This window comes from Mucilaginibacter sp. P4_A11 (assembly GCF_056402535.1).
This window is the reverse complement of record NZ_JBFUHE010000028.1, coordinates 14,261-31,311: the sequence shown is the minus strand read 5'-3', so window position 1 is coordinate 31,311 and position 17,051 is coordinate 14,261. Positions and strand designations below refer to the sequence as shown.

Annotated in this window: 9 protein-coding genes, 2 tRNA genes and 3 rRNA genes; all 14 read right to left on the bottom strand. The window is 43.4% G+C overall.

Annotation, left to right across the window (positions count from 1 at the left end):
* Positions 1–68: 68 nt before the first annotated feature.
* Positions 69–180, bottom strand: a 5S ribosomal RNA gene (gene rrf, locus AC1DUD_RS30565).
* A gap of 218 nt (positions 181–398) precedes the next feature.
* Positions 399–3,279, bottom strand: a 23S ribosomal RNA gene (locus tag AC1DUD_RS30560).
* A gap of 248 nt (positions 3,280–3,527) precedes the next feature.
* Positions 3,528–3,601: transfer RNA gene (locus AC1DUD_RS30555), tRNA-Ala, on the bottom strand.
* A gap of 86 nt (positions 3,602–3,687) precedes the next feature.
* Positions 3,688–3,762: transfer RNA gene (locus tag AC1DUD_RS30550), tRNA-Ile, on the bottom strand.
* A gap of 228 nt (positions 3,763–3,990) precedes the next feature.
* A 16S ribosomal RNA gene (locus tag AC1DUD_RS30545) occupies positions 3,991–5,511 on the bottom strand.
* The 16S, 23S and 5S rRNA genes sit together here with 2 tRNA genes alongside, the layout of an rRNA operon.
* A 1,408-nt stretch (positions 5,512–6,919) precedes the next feature.
* Entirely contained in the window at positions 6,920–7,765 is an 846-nt protein-coding gene (locus tag AC1DUD_RS30540; protein WP_477381645.1) for an NAD-dependent epimerase/dehydratase family protein, read from the bottom strand.
* A gap of 4 nt (positions 7,766–7,769) precedes the next feature.
* Positions 7,770–8,069, bottom strand: a complete 300-nt coding sequence (locus AC1DUD_RS30535) for a GNAT family N-acetyltransferase (protein WP_330861321.1) — start codon at positions 8,067–8,069, stop codon at positions 7,770–7,772.
* A 56-nt stretch (positions 8,070–8,125) separates the two neighbouring features.
* A complete protein-coding gene (locus AC1DUD_RS30530; RefSeq protein WP_477381642.1) occupies positions 8,126–9,613 on the bottom strand; it encodes an alpha-amylase in 1,488 nt (495 codons plus the stop codon).
* 107 nt (positions 9,614–9,720) lie between these two features.
* Positions 9,721–10,413 (bottom strand): helix-turn-helix domain-containing protein, encoded by a 693-nt coding sequence (locus tag AC1DUD_RS30525; RefSeq protein ID WP_477381640.1) that lies wholly within the window; start codon positions 10,411–10,413, stop codon positions 9,721–9,723.
* Positions 10,414–10,574: 161 nt separating this feature from the next.
* Entirely contained in the window at positions 10,575–10,943 is a 369-nt protein-coding gene (locus tag AC1DUD_RS30520) for a hypothetical protein (protein ID WP_477381638.1), read from the bottom strand.
* A 448-nt stretch (positions 10,944–11,391) separates the two neighbouring features.
* Positions 11,392–11,961, bottom strand: a complete 570-nt coding sequence (locus tag AC1DUD_RS30515) for an NADPH-dependent FMN reductase (protein ID WP_477381636.1) — start codon at positions 11,959–11,961, stop codon at positions 11,392–11,394.
* A gap of 86 nt (positions 11,962–12,047) precedes the next feature.
* The gene (locus AC1DUD_RS30510) at positions 12,048–12,881 is read right to left on the bottom strand and encodes a universal stress protein (protein ID WP_477381634.1); all 834 of its coding nucleotides are present in this window, start codon (positions 12,879–12,881) and stop codon (positions 12,048–12,050) included.
* 87 nt (positions 12,882–12,968) lie between these two features.
* Complete coding sequence (locus tag AC1DUD_RS30505; RefSeq protein ID WP_477381632.1) at positions 12,969–13,928, bottom strand: zinc-dependent alcohol dehydrogenase family protein; 960 nt, start codon at positions 13,926–13,928, stop codon at positions 12,969–12,971.
* Between the two features lie 353 nt (positions 13,929–14,281).
* Positions 14,282–16,714, bottom strand: coding sequence for a TonB-dependent receptor domain-containing protein (locus AC1DUD_RS30500; protein ID WP_477381630.1), 2,433 nt, complete (start codon positions 16,712–16,714; stop codon positions 14,282–14,284).
* Between the last annotated feature and the right edge of the window lie 337 nt (positions 16,715–17,051).

Here is a 17,051-nt window from a genome sequence, read left to right as displayed (position 1 = left end):
TTATAAACGCAAAAAGCCTTAGTTATTAGCTAAGGCTTTTGCATTATTACACCATCTAAGGTGATAAAGATCGGCACCGACCTACTCTCCCACGTTTTACCGCAGTACCATCGGCTCTGGCGGGCTTGACTTCTCTGTTCGGAATGGGAAGAGGTAGACACCGCCGATATAGGCACCTGAATATTTTATAGTTAGTGGTTGATTGGGTGAGTTGTGAGTGGTTCTTGTCTGGTTCATAGCTTTTAACTACTCACCTAATGAACCTAATCAACTATTCACCCCCATTAACTTAAACATAATTGAAAGAAGTGATTGAATTTAAGAGAAAACAACAGCATTTGTTGTTTTTGTTTTCGCGGGGTGGAGCCTGTTAGGGTTCCACCCACACTGTTTTCTATCTGAAGAAAGCTTCGGGCAATTAGTATCACTCGGCTATGATGTCACCACCTTTATACCTATGACCTATCAACGTAGTAGTCTCCTACGACCCTCAATGGAAGTCTCATCTTGTGGCTAGTTTCGCACTTAGATGCTTTCAGCGCTTATCTATTCCCAACGTAGCTACTCTGCAGTACACCTGGCGGCATAACAGATTCACCAGAGGTTAGTCCAACCCGGTCCTCTCGTACTAAGGTCAGCCCCACTCAAACTTCCTACGCCCACAACAGATAGGGACCGAACTGTCTCGCGACGTTCTGAACCCAGCTCGCGTGCCACTTTAATGAGCGAACAGCTCAACCCTTGGGACCTTCTCCAGCCCCAGGATGTGACGAGCCGACATCGAGGTGCCAAACCTCCCCGTCGATATGAGCTCTTGGGGGAGATCAGCCTGTTATCCCCAGCGTACCTTTTATCCTTTGAGCGATGGCCCTTCCATGCAGAACCACCGGATCACTATATCCGTCTTTCGACCCAGCTCGACTTGTCTGTCTCACTGTCAAGCAAGCTTATGCTATTGCACTCCGCGTACGGTTACCAAGCGTACTGAGCTTACCTTTGAAAGCCTCCGTTACCTTTTTGGAGGCGACCACCCCAGTCAAACTACCCGCCAAACAATGTTCTCCTCTTTGAAGAGTTAGACACCAGATACAGAAAGGGTGGTATTTCAACGTTGACTAAACTACTCCTAGCGAAGCAGCATCACAGTCTCCCACCTATCCTACACATCCTGTATCCGATATCAATGTTAAGCTATAGTGAAGGTGCATGGGGTCTTTCCGTCCCGTTGCGGGTAACCGGCGTCTTCACCGATACCACAATTTCACCGAGCTCATGGCTGAGACAGCGCCCAGATCGTTACACCATTCGTGCAGGTCGGAACTTACCCGACAAGGAATTTCGCTACCTTAGGACCGTTATAGTTACGGCCGCCGTTTACTGGGGCTTCAATTCAATGCTTCGCCTTGCGACTAACATCCCCTCTTAACCTTCCAGCACCGGGCAGGTGTCAGGCCATATACGTCATCTTTCGATTTTGCATAGCCATGTGTTTTTGTTAAACAGTCGCCTGGGCCTTTTCACTGCGGCTGACATTGCTGCCAGCGCCCCTTCTCCCGAAGTTACAGGGCCATTTTGCCGAGTTCCTTAGCCATGATTCACTCGAGCACCTTAGGATTCTCTCCTCGACTACCTGTGTCGGTTTACGGTACGGGTTTTTATTACCTGAAGCTTAGCGGGTTTTCTTGGAAGTCTGATTACCTGAACTATCCCATCCCCCGAAGGTTCCGAGTACTATCAGCTTTCAGCAAAGTCTGCGTACTTAACTACAAACTCTATACCTACAGCCTTTAACGAACTATTCCGTCAGTTCGCGTCAGTGTCACTACTCCGTCACCGCATCGCAGTAATAAAAAGTACTGGAATATTAACCAGTTGTCCATCGGCTACGCCCTTCGGCTTCACCTTAGGCCCCGACTAACCCTGATCCGATTAGCGTTGATCAGGAAACCTTAGTCTTTCGGTGGGCGGGTTTCTCTCCCGCCTTATCGTTACTTATGCCTACATTTGCTTTTCTATTTCCTCCACAGTCAGTTACCTTCCTGCTTCGCCGGCAAATAGAATGCTCCCCTACCAGTCATATAAATATGAATCCATAGCTTCGGTATACTGCTTGATGCCCGTTTATTATCCATGCCCGATCGCTCGACTAGTGAGCTGTTACGCACTCTTTAAATGAATGGCTGCTTCCAAGCCAACATCCTAGCTGTCTGTGCAATCGGACCTCGTTAGTTCAACTTAGCAATAATTTAGGGACCTTAGCTGATGGTCTGGGTTCTTTCCCTCTCGGCCATGGACCTTAGCACCCATAGCCTCACTCCAGCGTATATTATAAAGCATTCGGAGTTTATCTGGATTTGGTAGGATTTGACTCCCCCGCACCCAATTAGTAGCTCTACCTCTTTATAACTCAACCGCCAGGCTGTTCCTAAAAACATTTCGGGGAGTACGAGCTATTTCCCAGTTTGATTAGCCTTTCACCCCTACCCACAAGTCATCCGGAAACTTTTCAACGTTTATCGGTTCGGTCCTCCAGTACCTGTTACGGCACCTTCAACCTGCCCATGGGTAGATCACAAGGTTTCGCGTCTACCTCCCCTGACTATACGCCCTTTTCAGACTCGCTTTCGCTTCGGATCCGTGTCTTAAACACTTAACCTTGCCAGGGAAGAGTAACTCGTAGGCTCATTATGCAAAAGGCACGCCGTCACGGTGTTAACCGCTCCGACCGCTTGTAAGTACACGGTTTCAGGTTCTATTTCACTCCCCTGTTCGGGGTTCTTTTCACCTTTCCCTCACGGTACTGGTTCACTATCGGTCTCTCAGGAGTATTTAGCCTTACCGGATGGTGCCGGCAAATTCCCACAAGGCGTCTCCGACCTCGCGGTACTCAGGATACCACTATCCTATTATTCATTACCCGTACGCAGCTCTCATGCTCTATGGCCAGGCTTCCCATCCTGTTCCGGTTCTTCTTAATATTCATGTTGTGGTCCTACAACCCCTGCTATGCCGTAACATAACAGGTTTGGGCTTCTTCCATTTCGCTCGCCACTACTTTGGAAATCACTATTGTTTTCTCTTCCTCTGCTTACTTAGATGTTTCAGTTCGGCAGGTTAGCGCATATTATGCAACCAGTCTTCAACTGGCTAGGTTTCCCCATTCGGAAATTACCGGATCAATTCCTATTTGCAGATCCCCGGTACTTATCGCAGCTTATCACGTCCTTCTTCGCCTCTGAGAGCCAAGGCATCCCCCGTGTACCCTTTCTTACTTTCTTCTACTCATACGCCTTTTGCGCCGTATGGTATGTCTTTATTTTAGATAAGTTGATTCGTTCATTTGTTCACTCGTTCATTTGTCCAAGCAGTATTGCTACCAATGAACTAATTTACTAATGAACCATTGAACTGAAAAAACGTCTCTATCTGTTGTTTTCTCTTGTTTTCAATTACTTCTTCCAATATGTCAAAGAACGTTCGTTTTCATCTTTAGCGGTACCTTATTATAGTCCCTGTAGAAAACTTAGTGGAGAATAACGGATTCGAACCGTTGACCCCCTGCGTGCAAGGCAGGTGCTCTAGCCAGCTGAGCTAATCCCCCGTTAGATGAGTCGTTAGTGAGTGGTTCATTAGGTGAGTGGTTGTTTTAACTACTCTCTATTCTCCATTCTCTAATCACCTTTATAGTAGTCCCGAGCAGATTTGAACTGCTGACCCCTACATTATCAGTGTAGTGCTCTAACCAAGCTGAGCTACAGGACTTTTTTTAGTTTGCAGTTGTCAGTTTGCTGTTTGCAGTCTTAGCTTCGCTTTCGTGCTAACTGCTAACTGCTTACCGCCAACTGATGACTGCCTACCATGTCCCATGCTTACTTTCGTTTGCACTTCCACAGATGGCTTCATCTTCTGGGTGTTTCTTCTTGTCTTTTTTTGTTTTAAGAAATATCATGTAGGTAACAGTTCTGAGTTACTCAGCGGAAACTGCTCCAGAAAGGAGGTATTCCAGCCACACCTTCCGGTACGGCTACCTTGTTACGACTTAGCCCCAGTTACCGACTTTACCCTAGGACGCTCCTTGCGGTTACGCACTTCAGGCACTTCCAGCTTCCATGGCTTGACGGGCGGTGTGTACAAGGCCCGGGAACGTATTCACCGCGTCATTGCTGATACGCGATTACTAGCGAATCCAACTTCACGGGGTCGAGTTGCAGACCCCGATCCGAACTGTGAACAGCTTTAAGAGATTGGCATCCTGTTGCCAGGTAGCGGCCCTCTGTACTGCCCATTGTAGCACGTGTGTAGCCCCGGACGTAAGGGCCATGATGACTTGACGTCGTCCCCTCCTTCCTCTCTATTTGCATAGGCAGTCTGTTTAGAGTCCCCACCTTAAATGCTGGCAACTAAACATAGGGGTTGCGCTCGTTGCGGGACTTAACCCAACACCTCACGGCACGAGCTGACGACAGCCATGCAGCACCTAGTTTCGTGTTCCGAAGAACTAGAGCGTCTCTGCTCTATTCACTAACTTTCAAGCCCGGGTAAGGTTCCTCGCGTATCATCGAATTAAACCACATGCTCCTCCGCTTGTGCGGGCCCCCGTCAATTCCTTTGAGTTTCACCCTTGCGGGCGTACTCCCCAGGTGGAACACTTAACGCTTTCGCTTAGACGCTGACCGTATATCGCCAACATCGAGTGTTCATCGTTTAGGGCGTGGACTACCAGGGTATCTAATCCTGTTTGATCCCCACGCTTTCGTGCCTCAGCGTCAATCATACTTTAGTAAGCTGCCTTCGCAATTGGTGTTCTGTGACATATCTATGCATTTCACCGCTACTTGTCACATTCCGCCTACCTCAAGTACATTCAAGCTCTTCAGTATCAAGGGCACTGCGATAGTTGAGCTACCGTCTTTCACCCCTGACTTAAAAAGCCGCCTACGCACCCTTTAAACCCAATAAATCCGGATAACGCTTGGATCCTCCGTATTACCGCGGCTGCTGGCACGGAGTTAGCCGATCCTTATTCTTACCGTACATTCAGCTTGATTCACGAATCAAGGTTTATTCCGGTACAAAAGCAGTTTACAACCCGTAGGGCCGTCTTCCTGCACGCGGCATGGCTGGTTCAGACTTCCGTCCATTGACCAATATTCCTTACTGCTGCCTCCCGTAGGAGTCTGGTCCGTGTCTCAGTACCAGTGTGGGGGGTCATCCTCTCAGATCCCCTAAACATCGTAGCCTTGGTAAGCCGTTACCTTACCAACTAGCTAATGTTCCGCATGCCCATCTTGATCCTATAAATATTTGATTAAATTGCGATGCCACAACTTAATGTTATGCGGTCTTAATCTCTCTTTCGAGAGGCTATCCCCCTGATCAAGGTAGGTTACATACGTGTTACGCACCCGTGCGCCACTCTCAAGGAAAGCAAGCTCTCCTATCCCGTCCGACTTGCATGTATTAGGCCTGCCGCTAGCGTTCATCCTGAGCCAGGATCAAACTCTCCATTGTAAAATGTTTTGTTCTAATCACTGACCCTATTATTAATTAATAGAATCTGTTTTATTATATCTTTATACAGATTCCGCTTTTATATTGTAACTCTTCAATCTTCCTTTGCCTTAGCTCCGTTCGATCTCCCGTTACGCTACATGATTTCCATTTCTTAAAAGAACTTGCTCGCTTCATCATCCGAATCAGCTATTATGTTTTTGCAATCGCTTGCTTAACTTGTCATTTTTATCAGCCTTGAGAATCGCTCTCCTCAGCCCTCGAACTACTCGCCTAACGCTTTCATTCTCTTTGTTTTAAACTCCTTTCGAAGTCCGTCCCGTTCGGGGTTGCAAAGGTAAAAACCTTTTTCTTATTTCCAAAAAATATTTTTTTTTATTTTTTGGTGGTTTTTAGCGGCTTTTCCTTTTCTCTTTCTCCTTGCTTTCCAGCTGCCTTTCAAACCTTTTTAAGAACATCCGCTCCTTTTCGAAGCGGCTGCAAAGGTGCGAATTTCTTTTCTCTTTCACAAAAGATTTTGAATCTTTTTTTTACCCCTCTGCTCGCCCTTTTCTAACCCTTTAATGAACTATCCCGCTACTTCGTTTCCTCGTTTGCGGGCTGCAAAGGTACATGCTTTTTCCCTTTCTCCAAATTATTTATAACTCTTTTCCTTAATACTATCTTAACATCCTATTTATCAACAACAAAAAGTTTTAACCACCCGCCTCTGATACCTATATCCAGCCTCTTCTTACTTATTTTAGCTCCGTATAATTAAGCAGGCAACAGTTGTTTATTATATATACCATACCTCTGAGCGGTTAAAAAAACCGGCAAAACACTACTAAATCACCCATCATTTAACAATGCCACCATTAACAACACCCGGCTCAAAGGATTTTTGGATTAAATTTGGAGATAAACAACCTATCGTATCAACAAATTGGATCATTTAAACGCGGCAAAAATAAAATTCACACTCCAACAGGAAACAAGTCTGAATGCCCTAATCCTGAAGGAAAATATTATTAAAGTACTAATCGAATCCGGCTATAAGGTTATTAACTCCGTCAATTCAACGATTACGCTTTATAATACCGGGAATAATAGCTGGAACCTTAGGGGAGAAAAAGGATTTAAAATAATGGAAGAAGGCCGGTTTGATATTTTAACATCGGAGAAAGGTATCACTGTCCGACTAACTTATTACTTCGATGCGTTTTTCGGAGTTTTATTACTACCATTCATTTTATTAGGAGGTATCTTTAGCGTACCACCTGCCTTCTTTATAGGCTCGGTGCTTTTGATTCAGCTTCTGATAAAATTTTACATGATAAAAGGTGTTGCTAATAGGATGCTTTTGGCTATCATTTAATTCCTCTGGGTTGGGAACCAGACTTACGAGGCTTTGGAAACTTCGTAAGTCTTATAGATTATTCAATAGATATCCAAATGTAAACTTAGGCTCATAACCAAAATATAGTTTAGCCTTCTCGCTTACATAAACCCTGTCAATACTCGCTGGGAACTTCCAGCCTTTTGACTGGTAAATAGCGCCCGCCTGTGGATAGTGTTTTTTTATCACCGTGGCAGGATCATATTTTAACTGTGCAAGCTCATCTTTTTTAAACACGGAGCTATTGGTAATATTAAAGATCTCAAACGCTGAAAAGGTTTGGTCTAATGCTAAACGTAAACCTTCGGCGCCATCGCGTTCATCAAGGCCACGGTACAGGCGATGGTTTAATTTAAGGTTATCGGCTTCGGGCAGGAACCGGCCAACCCGGTAAACGGATGTTTGCAACCCTTCGCGGTAAAAGAAATCTTTACAAAGCTGTTCAGCGGTTTGCTTGGTGATATCGTAAATATCGCGCGGCTTAATGGCCAGCTCTTCATCAACCCAAACAGCTTTGTCCTTATCAACCAGTGCATCGCCATAAATAGATGTAGTACTGGTATACAATAGTTTGGATACGCCGTTCGCTATACAAGCATTGAGTAGGTTAAGCGTACCATAAATATTTACATCAATGAATGCTTCCCGGGGATAACTAAGTTCATAATGTTTACCATGGATGGCCGCAGTATGAATAATTGCGTCGATGTTTTTAGTAATGGCCAAAACCGCCTCTTTATTTAAAATATCGATCAGCTCATCAGTAGTCATGGCCGGGATTATATCGATACCCGTAACCTGATGCCCAAAGGCCCTAAGGTGATTAACTGTAACCGCGCCCAACCGGCCTGATGATCCTGTTACTAAAACGCGCATCTGTTTAGTGGCCTGGCGCTATAGCTAATATGCGGGACCACTCGGGATGACGTTTCAGGTACGATGCCACGTAAACACAAAGCGGCACCAGTTTCAGGTTATTCTGTTCGATATAGTTGAATGCTTTTTCCACTATGGCCGATGCTACACCTTTACCTTCCAGCTCAACCGGCACTTCGGTATGGATGAGATAAATTTTATCGTCTTTCTTTTTATAGTCGATAAAAGCGCGGTGGCCTTCTATGATCAATTCAAAATTGTGGATGGCCTCATTATTTACCAGGGGAACTTCTTCGTATTTCATAGCTATATATTACAGGACTAACAAATGTATAAAATGTTAGCCCTGTTTAATGCAAATTACTTCTTAATTCCCCAAACCGAAACAGAGCCCGCTTTGACTTTAAATTCGGCCCAGCCATCGGCGGTGATCACCACTTCTTCGCCATCGTGCTTGTTAAGGTAATCAACAAATACCTTGCCTGCATGCCCTGCTCCTATTTCCATTTCCTTATATCCGTCCTCGCTGTTTGAAATAACCACGGCACAACCTGATTCTTCATGATCAGTATCTCCTTCGCGGGTCCATCCAATGCAATTAGGGTGATCAAAATAATCGCGCTGGGTACCATAAGCCATATTTTTCCGTACATAAAGCATGGTTTCCAGCTCGGCAACTACGGGCAATTCAATTTCATATTCTTCACCATCGCCGCCTTTATCGGTATATTTTGCACCGTACATATCGGCATAAAAAACACAGGGATAGCCGGCCTCACGCAACAGGATCAGCGCGTAACCAAGTGGTTTAAACCAGGCATCCACCGGTTGCTCCAAGGATTGCAGCGGTTGGGTATCGTGGTTTTCAACCAGGGTAACGGCGTGTTCGGGATCGGCGCTAACCAGCGTGTTATCAAAAATGGTAGTGAGATCATAATCCTTGCCTGCTTTTGAGGCCAGGTGAATGTTATCATGCAGCGGGGCATCAAAAAGCGACATCCGGCCTTCAGTAGCCTCAATGTATTTTAACAGCTTGGGTAAATCGAAAGCCCAGTACTCGCCAACGGTAAAAAACTCGTGATTAAACTCGTTGCGCATATAATCAAGCCATTCATTATAAAAGCCGTGATCCATATGCTTAATAGCATCAAGCCTGAAGCCGTTAAATTTTGCTGTTTCAAAATACCATTTCCCCCAGTTTTTCAACTCTTCCCTCACGCTTGGGTTGCGGGTGTCAATATCCGAAAGCATAAGGTAATCATAGTTGCCGTTTTCATCGTCAAGTACATCTTCCCAACCCTCACCATACTGGTTTTGGATACTGAATATGGCAGTTTCCTTTTTATAGGCATCGTAATCGATACCCGAAAAGCATTGCCAGTCCCATATAAATTTAGAGTATTTACCTTTGCGACCGGGAAAAGTGAATTTGGTGTAGGCCCCAATTTCGTATACTTCGCTGATAAACTCGTTGCGATTTGCGGGGTCAACCTTGCGGGCGTTCACCTTTTCAATTTCGTCGGCACCGCCCATATGGTTAAGCACCACATCAACGTAAACCTTTAATTGTGCTTTTTGCGCTGCGGCTATAGCATTGAGGTATTCCTGCTTGGTGCCGTATTTTGTGGCGATGGTACCTTTCTGATCAAACTCGCCAAGGTCATAAATATCGTAAACATCATAACCGGCAGAGTAACCTCCGCTTGCCGCTTTATAAGCCGGCGGAAGCCATACCGAATCGATCCCTTTTTTCTTCAGGTTTTCTGCATCATTTTTTAACTGATTCCACAATCTGCCTCCGGCGGGGTAATACCATTCAAAAAACTGCAGCATTGTAAAATTTTCCATGCGTTTAATTAAGTATGCTATTTATAAATGACTACTTAACTAAATATACGCAGAAACGTTTTATGATGGCTTAACCGCGCCATTAAATCATTGTTAACCAAAGAATTTTACCCGGCATGAATTTGGTGGATCTTTTCTTTAGCGCTATCCAGTAACGATTCATTGCAACCACTTTCGTCAACGAGCTCGGCAATGCGGTAACTGTAATACTCGCGTTTTAATACTGTTGGGGCTATACCGAAAGCATTGGCAAGCAGCATCAGCTTCTCGGGGTTAAAAGCTATTTCGCCTTTTTCCACCTGGTTTAAACATGCTGTTTCTACTCCAAGTTTTTCGGCGAGTAGCGGCAGTGTGATATTAAGTGAGTTTCTGTATTGATCGATAAAAGCTCCAAAATGACTTAGTGCCCCCATTTCATTCGTCATGTTAGTAGCAGATATAACCTCTTCCGCCTCATAATTGGTATTGATATGCTGCACAAACAAATGCCGGGCGCTTTTAAATAATAATGAAAAGCGGTAAGCCATCTGATCGAACAAGCTTTCATCGATGCTGTAGTTTACATTTCCTTTTATCCCATAAACCTTCAGAATGCCCAGGTTTTTAAGCTCGGCCACATGTTTGTTTATGGTTTCGATATTAAATGGAATTTCGTAGAGCATTTCGCGCTTTACAACATTATTATGTTCAATAATGATCCTGATGATGGCAACCCTTACCGGAAGCGCCAGGGCCTTGGCAAAATTCGATAACTCTTTATCGTTATCATCAAAGTTTGTATATGAATAAGAAAGTGGCATAATCCCGATTGAATTATAATACCCAACAGCAACGCTGTTAAGTAAAAATTAAAACATACAGCAGAGCCATTGACCTTGCCTGTATGTTGACAAAAAAACTAACGATTATCGCGGCATCTTAATTGTGCCGGGCAGGGGCTGTGATAAAGAGGAAAGGCCGATCAAACAATAATTTGCCGGTTAAGAAGATATGCCGGCAGGAACAACAATCTCTTAACCTCTTGATTATGAAATACCGATCGCTTGCTACCAACCAAAACCAAGGCAGAAAGTGACAGTAACGAAAACAAAAAAGTTACACAATATTTAACGCCAGGATAAGCTAATTGCCTTTGAATGGCCATCATTTTAGTTAAACTGCCATCCTTATACTGGATCATACGTTTACTAAAAGCCTTCTCCAGCGCGCAGATATTTATTTTTTGAGGAGGATTATGCCTGTTAAACTGAACAAAACCAATAAAAGGTTTGGCCACAAACATAAGCGTCGCAAAAAATAAGATGAACTTAAGTTTATACTGTGGTTTCATTAAGATAAAGTTATAGCTTTTATTTTACCTTAATGTTAAATTTTAAGTTATATCAAAGTTATCGGAAGATTATTTTGGAGCACTGTGGTTTTCTCCAAAGGATCTCCTCTTGAGAGGGTAATAGCCCATGAAAAGACATAAGTAAGAATTAATCGCCGTATTGACTCACCCCGACATCGCTGCGCTTGTCACCCCTCTCTACGCAAGCGTAAAGAGGGGGGGTATTCTTACATTTTTTCTTACCCTCTTTCCGCCAAAGGCGAAGAGAGGGTGGTCCAGCGTAGCGTAGACCGGGTGGGTCAACTATGCGCCATGCCTATTTGCTTTAACTGTCAATACATGGATTATTACGCTCAAGAGGGGAATCGCACAAGCCTGTGCTTTTTATTTCTTAAGTTAACGGAAATGGTCGAACCAGGAGATTCTCTAATGACCTTTAATATGGTTATTATTTATCCTCCCTTATCGCTTTCATTCCTTTTGTCCAGCGTACCAATTGATCAAGCATAATTTTTGCGTTGTTATTAAGCCTTTCATCGGCAGTAAAATTATCTTCTTCATCCATAAACTGGTTTAACTGGGGAATGTTCACCATTTCGGAAAGGGCAATATTCTTTAAGGCAAGCATATCAGCTTTTAAACTAAGGATAGCCCTTGCACCTGCAAATGGCCCAATGGAATACCCTACCATGCCGGCAGGTTTATAAGCCCATTCGTGCACCAAATATTCAACAGCGTTTTTAAGCGATGCGGGATAACTGTGGTTGTATTCGGCCGTTACAAAAATAAAGGCATCAGCTTCCGCTATTTTAGCGCTCCATTGTTTGGTGTGCTCATGTTCGTATTGTTTAAGGGCGGGATGAACGGGCTCGTTTATCAGCGGAAGGTTGAGCTCGCCAAGATCAATCATTTCGGCATCAAAACCATGATCATTGGCTGCCTGGGTTATCCATTTGGCAATTGCAGGCCCTTTACGGCCCGGACGTACGGTAGATGATATTACTTTGAGTTTATACATACTTATCAGTTAGTTGCAGTAAATATTGGCAATTCATTACAACTACAAACAAGCTAACGGACAAGATGATAAAATCTTTACAAATGCTATTTAAGTATCAATACCGGGTGCCTGGCGTTTAAAGATAAAGCCTCGGTAATGCTGCTGTGGGTTAAATTGTAAAAAAAGCTGTGTTTGCCCGGCAAGGCAATGATCATCTGCACATGCTGTTCCACAGCAAAATTGAGGATCCCCCGTACAATATTTTTATCATCCGAATAGTGGAGCTTACATTCATAACAATTAACCAATTGTTTTACTGATGCCTCAAATTCGGCCTCCCGGCCAATATGTTTGTTCTTCGGATCTACATACAAGATCATCAGCTTAGGGTTGAGCCAGCTGTGCGAAGTATTCAGTCCTTTTAAAATACCCAAACGGGCAACGGCTTCAAAATCACATGGCACCAACGCCTCTTCTATTTTTTGATAACTTGTATTAGCCGGTATGATCAATACTTTTACCGGGCTGCTTTTGGCAATCTCAATGATCTGCTCGCCTATCATACTGAACTCTCCGCCTATATCGCCGCCAACTATCATCAGGTCGGGTTGCTGGTCGTCAATTGCATCATGTATCGCTCTGATGATCGGCTCAGTACTTATCACTGTTTCAATCTCTATATTTTCATGGCAACGGTTATTCAGTTTCCGGCGCAGATCAACCAGTTGCTCTTCTATTTTATTTCGCTCATTTTCCAAGTCATCAGCACGTAGCTGTAAAAAATCAGGCGAGGGAAGGATCTGCTCATACACCGATGTGTAATAGCTTTTAAGTAGGATGATTTTTTTAACGGGCATATCACAGCCCATATCAGCAGCATATTTGATAGCATTGTTGCTGGTATCCGAAAAATCGACAGGTATTAATATAGTTTTCATAACAAACAATTTATTGTACGTACGAAACCCGTCCGCTTAATGCTAAATTTACGATTTGTTTAACTATTGTAATACAACAAATTGCTGTTAAAATTCAAATAAAACCTTGCCGCTCTTATTATATGCAAAAGCCTGCTCAAACTGGTCGGCTGTATAAGTTGCGGATGCCGCGAGCTGAAATTCGGCCCGCCCAATGGAATGCACCAAATGACTGATCATATGTGTTTTTTCTTCGTGCGAAAGCCCTGCAACATACCCCTTTACACCAAAACCTTTAATGATCAGGTTCTTAAAAACCACCTCGGCATTTAAGTAAGATGTTGGTTCCGGATCAAGTAATCCGTAGACAAGAAGGCGTCCTCCCGGCGATAATGATGAGATCACTTCCGTAGCCAGCTTACCTCCTACAGCATCAAGCGCCGCTTTGATACCTTTACCTTTAGTAAGTTCGTTAATTGTTTGTTTGAGTGTACCCGGTTCCGGAACTATTACTTGTTCGGCTTTTAAAGCCAGCAACTCTTTTTTTTGTTCCTCATGACGCACGGTGGCTATAACACAGATCCCTTTTTCGGCGGCAAGCTGTATCACTATGCGCGACACGGTAGAATGGCCCGCAGTAAGCAGCAGCCAGTCGCCGCTTTTAACTTTTGCTTCCTGTATTAAGCCATATGCGGTATATGAGTTGAGTAATAGCTGTGCGGCTTTTTCTATCGGGAAGGTATCGGGCAATAATACTACGTCTTGCTCGTCGACTATTACGTATTGTGCCCAAGCCCCTATTTTACTAAAAGCTACCAGGCTTCCTTTGGGGATAATGCTGTCATGCCCGGCTTCTTCAACATAACCGGCACCTTCCAGTCCGGCTATTTGGGGCAATACTGGCTGATAGCGATATTTTCCCTCAATAAAAAGCAGATCTGCCGGATGTATAGGACTGGCTTTTACCCTGATGAGTAACTGGCCGGGAGCCGGCTTGGGGTAGGCTAAGTGTTTCAGTTGTATCACATCAGCGGCATTGCCTGCCTGCTCAAAAACCAATGCTTTCATAGTTGAAATACAAATTTCAGCTATTTAAGTTTTAGTGGCATTAAGATGTGCTGCTTTTGAAAATCGAATTATTATTTTATTTCAAAGTAAACTGCATAAATACAAGCGTTGTGATTGAGAGAGGCGTAAAGTGACAAGATTAGTCATACAGGTTTTAGGTTTAAATTATTACTTACTTGTACGTGTGATATGGATATTCATTATATCAAAGCATTAATAATTATCCTAAAATTGATTGATTCTCTGTATCTGGTTAATAAAGCAGTGGCTTGCTCATTTYAAATATTATTGTAAAACAATAAAGACTTACCCCTTAAATGAGATAAGCCTTTATTATTTAGATATTATCGTGTTTAAAACTTAATGCTGAGGCTTAAAGTTCCGCGAGTTGGGTTTTGAGGCGCCAAACGGAACGACCAGTATTTTTCGTTGGTCAGGTTGTCCAGCTTAAATCCTAACCGGTATTTAGGGCGGTCATAAAATACCGTAGCATCAACCGTGGTATATGATGGTACGGTGAATTTAAATGCTTGTGTATTTGTTTGGTATGAATCGCTGCCGTAGTTGCCGCCTACACCAAAACCTAAACCCTGAACATCTCCATGCATGATGCGGTAGCTCATCCACAAATTGGCCAATCGCGCCGGACCTGAGTTAGCCGGACGTAAGCCTTCTACGGAAGCAACCCCTTTTGTTATTTTACTGTCGTTATAGGCAAAACCAGCAACAATGTTAAACCCACTAAAAGGGTTAGCTATAACTTCGGCCTCGATACCCTTACTTAATTGTGTAMCTGCCTGTGTTATAAACCCCGGATGGGCCAAATCGTCCATTATGGTATTGGTTACATTAATATTATAGTAACTAACGGTCGAGCTTATTTTGTGATCCCAGGCATCAACCTTTACACCTCCCTCCCATTGGTTGGCATACTGTGGCTTGAAAGTTGAATTATCAAAGCTGGTAGCTGTTGGAGTCGCATTATTAAAACCGTTCATATAGTTACCAAATAAGGATACCTGGTCTTTAACCAATTGGTAAACCAAACCAAATTTAGGCGACAATGCCGTTTGGCTAAAGTTACCTGTTGTTTTACCATTAGCCGGGGTATAAGCACCTTTGTTCACAAACCTGTCTATCCTGATGCTGGCCATCGCATTAAGTCTGTCGGTAATATTAAATACATCAGACACATAAGCTGCGTAAGAGCTTTGGTTATTTTGCACATACGAGTTGGCATTGGGGGCTAAAGCGGCAATAAGCGACGAGATTTTATCGGCATTAAAATTATTGTAAGCCGCTCCCGGATTTTTATAGCTGATACCAGGCAGGGTAACGGTATAGTTAGTCCAGTTGCTTCTTTGATTATAGTATTCTAACCCGGCAACTATGCGGTTACGGAAATGGCCAATTTTGAAATCGCCGATAAAGTTTTGCTGAACATTGGTGATATAGTAAGGATAATCCTGGTTGATAGCCTGTTGCTTGATCAAGGTATCGGCAAGGCTTAGCTGGGTAACGTAACCTTTGGTAGATGAATAGGTTTTGTTAAACATGGTTTGCGATTTCCAGTTATCCGAAATTTTGTAATTGATCAATGAATAAAGGTCAATTTGCCTGCTTAAGTAATCGACGCTGTTGTTGCCGAATGAGCGTTTATAATCAATACCCAAATCTTTAACATTGTAAATTTTCCCTTTGGCGTCGGGGGCAAGCCTGTATGCCGATGTTGCATTGGAGTTACCAACTTCAAGATCTACATCAACAGTTAAACGGTCATTAACAATGTAAGTAATGCTTGGCGCAACAAAAAAGCCACGGTTAAAACCCGCATCCTGAAAACTGTGCTCGTTGTGTAATGCAGCATTCACGCGGAACAACACCGTTTTATCCTTATTTAATGGCATGTTAACATCGGCGGTTAGGCGGTTAAGATCGAAGCTGCCTGTTTGGTAGGCAATTTCAGTGCGCGGTGTTTCATTCGGTTGTTTGGTAACGCGGTTAAATAAACCGCCAAACGAAGCAAGGCTACTGTTGAACAGTGTACCTGTAGGGCCTTTTATTGCCTCTATCTTTTCAATATCGGCAGGATCGATACTATTAAAGTTATAGCCGGCAACGCTGTTACGGATAAAGTTACCGGTAACAAAGCCTCTCGACAACAGGGTTGTACGGCCATTGTTATACACTAAGGGCACACCCGTACCCGGAATATTTTTAAAACCATCTACATAACTGGTTACTATTTGTTCCTTCATCAGCTCACTGGTAACCACGCTATAAACCTGCGGGTTCTCCAGGTTTTTTATAGGCAGGCGGGCAACATCTTCCGTTTCTTTTTTCAGGAATTTGTTGTGTTTGGCGCTTTTTACATACACTTCCTGCAGGTCTTTTGCTCCTTCAGTTAAAACAAAGTTTACGGTAGTAGTTTCGCCAGTAGTAACCGTAATTTCTTTAGATTGAGTTTGCAGGCCAATAAAGCTTGCGGCAATGGTATACGTTCCTGCCGGAACATTTTTAATAGTAAAGTGTCCGGTTTGTCCGGCGGTAGCACCAAACTTAGTATTGGTTAAAACAACATTCACAAACTCGGCAGGGTTACCATCAGAGGTTTTTACGGTACCTTTTATAGCTCCGGTGCCGGTTTGCGCAGTTACATTGTTATTGAATAACAACATCGCCACCACCAGGCTAAAAGCTATTTTAAATACTGCATTAAAGTTTAGAGAGACGTTTCGTACGACAGATTTGCCAAAAACGCGAATAGGGGTAAGTGTAAAATGCATATTTTACTAAATTAATTAAAGGATCAGCATTAATTAATCCGGGCCACGAAGTTTTGGCGACCAGCATGCTCCGGATTTCCGTGCAAAGGTACGTTTATTTAGATTAATTACAAATAAGGTTTTTAAATAGAGCTTATATAACTGATAATAAACATGTTCGTAAAAACCAGAATAGCGCTTATTCAGTCAGATTAAATACACCTGCAAAGGGATGTGCATTTTTCCCCGCTTCTGAATCCAGGCCCGAATTTTATAAAGAAGAGTTTTATTTATAGGGAAACTGAGGCAAAGAAGTTTAGGGATTTGCCTAATAAAATAGGAGAGAAAGGTATTAGAT